At 43.3% G+C, this 7,514-nt stretch carries 6 protein-coding genes and 1 pseudogene; 3 read left to right on the top strand and 4 right to left on the bottom strand.

Annotated elements, in window-relative coordinates; all coding sequences use genetic code 11:
• The first annotated feature begins 168 nt into the window (after nucleotides 1-168).
• A complete protein-coding gene (locus Q1J64_RS04205; RefSeq protein ID WP_301107834.1) occupies nucleotides 169-2,145 on the top strand; it encodes a methyl-accepting chemotaxis protein in 1,977 nt (658 codons plus the stop codon).
• Nucleotides 2,146-2,148: 3 nt separating this feature from the next.
• Here the strand turns inward: Q1J64_RS04205 and Q1J64_RS04210 are convergent, their stop codons facing one another.
• Nucleotides 2,149-2,271: a hypothetical protein gene (locus tag Q1J64_RS04210; RefSeq protein WP_301107835.1), complete on the bottom strand. Its 123-nt coding sequence runs from the start codon at nucleotides 2,269-2,271 to the stop codon at nucleotides 2,149-2,151.
• A 69-nt stretch (nucleotides 2,272-2,340) separates the two neighbouring features.
• Here Q1J64_RS04210 and Q1J64_RS04215 point away from each other — a divergent pair, with 69 nt between their 5' ends.
• Nucleotides 2,341-3,039, top strand: a complete 699-nt coding sequence (locus tag Q1J64_RS04215; protein ID WP_301107836.1) for a YjjG family noncanonical pyrimidine nucleotidase — start codon at nucleotides 2,341-2,343, stop codon at nucleotides 3,037-3,039.
• A gap of 47 nt (nucleotides 3,040-3,086) precedes the next feature.
• On the opposite strand, the gene Q1J64_RS04220 is transcribed toward Q1J64_RS04215, so the two are convergent.
• Nucleotides 3,087-4,577 carry a methyl-accepting chemotaxis protein gene (locus Q1J64_RS04220; RefSeq protein ID WP_301107837.1) on the bottom strand — a complete coding sequence of 497 codons (1,491 nt, stop codon included), beginning with the start codon at nucleotides 4,575-4,577 and terminating at the stop codon, nucleotides 3,087-3,089.
• A gap of 691 nt (nucleotides 4,578-5,268) precedes the next feature.
• Here Q1J64_RS04220 and Q1J64_RS04225 point away from each other — a divergent pair.
• Nucleotides 5,269-6,180: an endonuclease gene (locus Q1J64_RS04225; protein WP_301107838.1), complete on the top strand. Its 912-nt coding sequence runs from the start codon at nucleotides 5,269-5,271 to the stop codon at nucleotides 6,178-6,180.
• Nucleotides 6,181-6,880: 700 nt separating this feature from the next.
• Here the strand turns inward: Q1J64_RS04225 and Q1J64_RS04235 are convergent.
• Nucleotides 6,881-6,994, bottom strand: a pseudogene (locus Q1J64_RS04235) (flagellin); the annotation flags it as partial.
• 341 nt (nucleotides 6,995-7,335) lie between these two features.
• On the bottom strand, nucleotides 7,336-7,514 hold a 179-nt coding region (locus Q1J64_RS04240), incomplete at its 5' end, for a flagellin (protein WP_301107846.1).

Raw genomic sequence — 7,514 nt, forward strand, 5'->3', positions numbered from 1 at the left:
ATTAAATTCACAAAAATGCATATAAATAGAATTGTGTCTAATACATGAACAATTAAAACGCTTACATGAAACATTTAATTACGGAGAGTAAAATATAATGGAATATGAGTCAATTTCTCCGACATTAGAATGGTAGACATATTATTTATATAGGAGAGGAACTGAACCATGCAAAAATCATTGAAGACAAAAATCATCGGCTCAGCCATTATACTTTTTACTCTGGGTATTCTGTTGATGATCTGGATGGTAAATGGACAAGTAAAGAAAATTTCGATGCAGGAAGTCCAGAATTCAAGTGAAGCACTGGCAGACCAGATGACTTATACGATCGAAAACTTCATTGGTCAATATACAAAAGGCCTTCAAGCAATCGGTCAATCCTATTCTGTTGAAAATTTCACCGGAGCTGATGGTGAGCTAGTCACCGAAAAGCAGCTAACCGATAAACTAGTGGATAATCTGGATATATTTTTGGACGCGTCTTCCATCTACTACACGCTTCCAGATAAAAATATGTATCCCCCAAGCACTGAGGAGGGCTATGATCCGACTGAAAGAGACTGGTACAAGCTTGCTGCTGAACACGTAGGCGAAACGGTATGGTCTCCGCCATATTCCGATTCCACTACAGGAACCTATATGATTACCGGTTCACAGGCAATCGTGAAGAACGGACAGCTGCAGGGTGTCATCGCTATGGACATTGAGCTGACTTCGCTTACCGATAAGCTGAAAGAACTCGATATTCCTTTTGAAGGCGCGCCTGTACTGCTTGACCAGAATGGGCTGGCAATCTCCCATCCGACGAGATCAGGAGAAAATATTGGTGATCTTGAATACGCCAAAAAAATGCAGCAGAACGAATTCGGTTCCCTTCATTACACAGCTGAAGACGGCGTAAAGAAAATGGCGGCATATTCGACTATGTCGGAGTTTAATTGGAAAGTAGGAATTATTTATGAAACAGATAAGCTGATGGGCATGGCCAAGCAATTACGCAGCTCTATTATGCTCATCTCAGGAATCTTGCTGATTATCGTCGGCACTTTCCTCTACTTCCTGATCAATCATTTGCTCAAGCCCGTTGCAAAGCTCCGTACGTCGATGGATGAAGTATCTGCAGGCGATCTCACTGTGCAGTCTACTGTTCACTCACAGGATGAAATTGGCCAGCTGAGCGACAACTTTAACGGCATGATTTCCAGCATGCACGAGATCATTACCGTCGTCCATGAATCTGCAGACAACGTCCGCATGAACTCTGAAAGTTTGAGCGCAGTGGCAGAAGAAACCAATGCGTCAAGCTCAGAAGTTGCCCATGCCGTGAATGAAATTGCAGAGGGTGCCCAGCGTTCTGCAGAAGACGCTGAAACAGTCTCAGAAAACGCTGAAGAACTGAGCCGTCAAATCAATGGCATTACGGAACGTGCACTCACGATGAACAATATAGCAGTACGCACCGGCCAGATGAACGAAGAAGGACAGACTCAAATGGCCAATCTCGCCCAGACCTTCCAGTCATCAGGAACAGACTTACGTTCCATGAACGAAGCAATCGCTTTACTCGGTAATAAAGTGAAAGAAATTGGCAGCGTTATGGATACCATCACTGACATTTCTGCCCAGACCAACTTATTGGCACTCAATGCCAGTATCGAAGCTGCCCGTGCAGGCGAACACGGCAAAGGATTCGCAGTCGTCGCAGATGAAGTACGTAAACTTGCCGAGCAGTCTGAACAGGCAACAGTGGATGTCCGTCACACTGTTGAACAGTTGCAGAACGAGTCGGCTGTCGTAACAAAGCAAATGGACGATACAATTGCCACGTTCCGTCAGCAAGAACTCGTCGTACAAGATACCGAAAATACTTTCGGGGAACTGTCCGCACTCATGGAGGACATGCGGGAGTCCATCCAGGCAATCACAGAAGAAATAGATCTTGTCAGCAAGCAAAAAGACGATGTCACGAACATTATTCAAACCATGGCGGCCACCTCTCAGCAAACCGCGGCCGCGTGCGAAGAAGTGAGCGCATCGACCGAAGAACAGCAGCGCGCCATCCAGTCTGTAACAGATGCTGCCGAAACGCTGACAGATTTAAGCGAAGAATTAAACCATGCAATTGCACGGTTTACTGTATAAGTTTTAAAACGGAAAAGGACTGCCGAATGGCAGTCCTTTTTGTTGGATCGAATTCGAGAATTCGGATGACTCATAAGTCACTCGCACGACCATGCTGCAAAATATATGATACGTACCTGTTTTCATGACTTTGCGACCACCTCGCCTTTTCACATGTTATACTGGTAGCAATTGTAGAAAAAGGAGTCTTTCTTTATGTCCTATGAGTTATTTTTATTTGATCTAGACGATACATTGTTTGATTTTGATGAGACAGAAAAGCATGCGCTCGGCAATACTTTTACCACTTTCGGTCTGCCGGACGGCCTGGCAGCGTACCGCGACAGCTATCGTGCCATCAGTTCGGTCATTTGGGATGACCTTGAGCAAGGACGCATCACACTTGAGGAGTTGAAAGTGGAACGTTTCCGGCGATTATTCGAGCAGCATGAACTTGAAATGGACGCCCAGCGTTTCGGGGAGCTGTATGTTGAAAACCTGGGCAATGAATCACATTTGATCGACGGCGTTGTAGAAATGCTTTCAAGTTTGACCGATTACCGCCTCGCTATCTTAACGAACGGCTTTACACTCGCCCAGCTCGCCCGCATTGACGGCTCACCGCTGCATGATACGTTCGAGGCAATTATCTGCTCCGAAGAAACCGGCTTCAAGAAACCGCAAATCGAAATTTTTGACTATACTTTTAAAAAACTTGGCGTCACGGATCCCTCCCGAGTGCTGATGATAGGCGATTCGCTGACATCAGACATTCAAGGCGGTCTCAATGCCGGCATCGACACCTGCTGGTTCAACCCGAGCGGCCGCGCGAATAACACAACGATTCAACCAAAGTATGAAATTCATTCATGGAAAGAATTCAGCTTTGAATTGCAGGCGCTCAATAACTACTAATTATCTATTTCTTTTATTACGTGTAATGGCATACGAAAACGGACCGCTCAATTGAGCAGTCCGTTTTCGTCATTCCCATTATGCAAAGAAGTAACCTTTTGAGCTGTACTATCCATTTCCTCTGCCGTAATCCGGCTGTCGGAAGTTAAATTGTCGATAATCTTGCTCATTTCTTGTAAATTGGCTGAATTCTCCTCGACAATTGCCGCGAAATTATTCGTCGAGTCTTCAATTTCTGCAGACTGCTCAATCATTTCAGTGGAAGAGGATGCGAACTGTACCAGCCCGTCATCCAAATGCTGCAATGTCGAAGCAATCTTTAAAATCTGATTTGAAACCTGTTCCGTCGTCAGCGCATTTTGTTCAATCTTTTCACTGCTCTCCGTCATCTTCTTAAAAGCAACCCGATTGCTATCGTTCAATTCTGACAGATTGGCTGTGATTTTTTCTGTTGTGTTTCTAGTCACCTCAGCTAATTTTCTGATCTCGTCAGCGACAACCGCGAACCCTTTGCCCGCTTCCCCAGCCCTCGCAGCTTCTATAGAGGCATTGAGCGCAAGCAAGTTTGTCTGTTCCGTGATCCCTTTAATGAGAGCGGCGAATTCATTCGTTTCATTCAATTTATTGGATAATGAAAGATAAGTCTCGTGTAACTCAGCAATATCCTCTTTCAATAATCTCATGTCTGATGAAAGGATATCAATTTGATCATTTCCTTCAACCGCCACTCCGTTTGCTTCGCTCGATTCCTTTTTCAAATCATTTGCTAAATTGAATAGAGAGGAGATGCCGTCTTTCATAGATACCGTATTTTGCGCAATGGTTGAAATTTGATCGGCCTGCGACTGACTGCCGTCCGCCATCTCTTCTACAACGGACGTCATATTGTCCTGTGAAGTCATATTTTGCTGAATACGCTCGTTCATACCGAAAATACTCTCGATAATTTCCGTCACATTCTTTTCTAGAATAGCTTTTTCTTCCTCCTGCCTTTTCGCATCTTCAGCAAACTCTTGCGTAAAAGCGGCAACTTGTTTGAACTGCCCGGTCGTCAATCGCATGATAGCGATGAACATGAATCCAAGCAGCAAGTATAGAAGAAAAGCATAGCTGAATAGTTCCCTGACCATCACTTCCGCACTCAGAATACGGTTAACTACCAGCAGGACTAAACCGTACGTATATCCGAAAATAAACGGCCGTAACTTCAACTGCACAGCAGAGTAAATGGCAAGGAAAATACTAATGATGACTGCTTTCATGCCGCCATCAAAGAGGATACTGCCAACCAAAGCAAACGTGAACACATTAAAAATGGCCGCATAAGCATACCACTCCGGCTTTTTTAACCACTTGGTAAATAGGAAATAAAATCCGATAACTCCTAGTAAATCGAGACTGTATAATATCACGGTTTCTGTTTCTTTAAACCCCGCAGCCTGCATAACCGCCGCAAACAGCGTAATGCCCATCGTGATTGCCATTACTTTATTCTTCTTCATAGTATCTTTATAAACTAACTGCTCAATAGACTGCATCTTCCAAACCTCCTAAATTTTATTCGATATTCTTATATCGGTATAATTTGGATATTCTAAAGACTTGGGTAATATGTAATACAATTCAGATAAATATGGGTACAAAACAAGTAGGTCAAAAGACTTTACTAGCATATTTAATTTATCCAAATATTTCTAAGCTAAAAAAGCCCAATATCACAGGCGGAATTTACATTTTTCATCCCGTCTATGTGTTTGCAGCTTTAACATTTCTGAAGTTCTGAAAGAAATTTATATATTCTTTTCACTGATCGTTCAATTCCATATAGATAGCAATAGAAATAAGATATTAAGACAAATAATTCTCCAAAGACCGAATCTCGGCGTGATGTTCCTGCACCTGCTTATTCAGCTCGGTGCTCTCATTCTGAGAAAGACGATGTGCCGCTGCGTACTCCGCAATCTTTTTCATTTTGTGAAGTCTCATCTCGATCTCGGCAAGTATACGATCCTTCTGCTTCACGTGTTCCAGCTGTTGTTTAAGGAATTCCAATTCTTTATTAGGCTGTTCTTCATATATAGCTGTCGCCTTCCGTTGCTGCTCATCTTACCTTTCATATCGACAAATGAAGAGGTTTTTCTACTTGGCCATCTATTGAATGCGATAGTGTGATTATTAGAGGTATGATATTATAAAAGGAACATATATTCTAATAGGGCGGTGTGGATAATGGAGGGATACAAAATTTTTTATTCTCGAATTTGCGGAAAGTTGCTCGGGGATGGTTGCATAACTAAGCAAGCGGGGCGAAAGCCGAGGTTCCAATTTATTCATCGTATTGAGGATCTCGGCTGGTCGGCATATTGCTATGAGCAACTGAAGGACTTTGTGCCGTTGTCTACGCCAGCCTATAGGAAATGCATCGATGCACGGTTAACAAAAGGATTTTCAGAATGTTATGTAGTTCAATCCAGGACACATGAACGGATAACGGACCTTTATCAGACATGGTATCCTGACGGCAAGAAAAGAGTGCCGTTTCATTTCCTTAATGAATATTTGACCGAAGAAGCGCTGTCCTGGTGGTATCAGGATGACGGTCATTTGAAAATAGTTAACGGGAAAATGACAAAAGTCATCTTATCGACGGAGAGCTTTTCAGCAGAAGAAAACCGGCAGCTGATTACCCTGCTTTTTCATAAATTCAGACTGCAATTCAAAACCGACGGACAAAACCGATTGATTTTATATGACCAATTTCAGATTATCTATTTTTTGCAGCTCACTTCACTTTGGATGCATGACGCGATGTACAGAAAAGCAGCAGTTGAATTGCCATTGCGGACGATTGCCAAAAGAACAACTGTGTACTTGCCTGCTTCCATTAAATTTTTTAAACCAACAGCTGAAATTAATGAAAAGTTGGATAAGCTGAATGCATTGTTTTGTGCAGAAAAAAAGACAGTTTGCCAAGTTACCATTTTTAATATATTTCAGCAAGTGTCAATAGTTGCTGTTGATACTGTTGCTTATCAAATTGTGCTCTCTGAAGCCCATCGCGAAGTTTTAGCTATGATCAGACAGCAGACAGGATTATCCGTTAGCCAATTGGTGACTTATTGTTTTGAAAAAAGTCAGTGAGTTTGTTCAGTGAATTGTGTGGGGACCTGGTACCTTCGCTGGTTGCGGTTCATAGGTTCCCCCTAGAAGTTCCTTTTTCATGGAATCCCAATGTTTTACGATATGCGTTCGTAGGTTTTGTACGGGCATTTCGTCTACACCGTGGCTACCTTTATTGCGTCCTACACGTTTCAATGCAGACAGTAGATTCTCCCGTGAAACGATTTTTTCATCAACATTCGATACGCCTCTTTCCGTGAACAACGGTTCTTCTTATGCCAGTTCTGCTCCACCATCTTGAAGTCTCCCATGGTTCTCTCGAGATAAAACGGTACTATGGCTTCTGCTGACTGTTCAGCTGTCCATCACTGGATAGGTTCAAGTGTACTTGGCGTATCAGTCAGACCTCACCAGGTAAGATTGTAGTCTTTCCCTCCATCTATCTGCTTCATTTACTCTGTACAACCTTCAGCAGAAAGGGCTTCTTTTTGTTAAGCAAACTCTCCCCAATTGTACCTAGCCTTATATGAAGTTCGTGTTCTTCAAACCAGAAGTTTGCCGCTCGCTTCCTTCAGATTCTACGTCACCGTGGACACCCTTGCGTTAAGCTAACTGCTACTTCTGCCTTCACAGTTCGGCACTTGCACCCTATAGACTACATCCATGCTGGGCGCACTAAAAAAAACACGATCCGATTTCTCGGATCGTGTCTGCAACCATATTAACGTAACAACTGAAGTACGCCTTGAGGCTGCTGGTTCGCTTGAGCCAACATAGCCTGAGCTGCTTGAGTTAAGATGTTGTTCTTCGTGAAGTCCATCATCTCTTTCGCCATCGTGCGAACATTAGCTTTCACTAATGACTAGACTATATCTTCACCCTCCACTATGGGTAGGGGCCGGGCACTTCGGATTGGCAAGTTACTCACACTTACGTTTCCTACGGATTTCATCATCATAGCTTAGCGCGTTAGATGGTTTATCCTAGTCGTTGAACCTTCTCCACTCTTTCGAGACAGGAGCTTGGCTGCTGATTGCCCAATCTGTTCTTTTTTCAAGCCTTCACGCTTACCGTTTCCAGTTACGTTGTGGCAAGAAAAGTTTCAGGGGTTTCCAGCAATTCACCCGGTCGTACTCTCTGACCGTTACCAGTCAGGACGACTGTGTCTGTCACTGCTTACGCAGCTAAGACATAATCCACGTCGCGGATGCGTGATTCTGCAGCCGTTAAGTTTTCTGCAGAAGTACCAAGATTATTGATTGTATGTTCTAATCGGTTTTGTGTAGCCCCAAGTTTAGAACGCTCTGCTGAGACTGTATCTATTGCACTTTGAATTGTCTCAATAGAAGCATTTG

The organism is Sporosarcina sp. (assembly GCF_029257255.1).
GTDB lineage: Bacteria > Bacillota > Bacilli > Bacillales_A > Planococcaceae > Sporosarcina.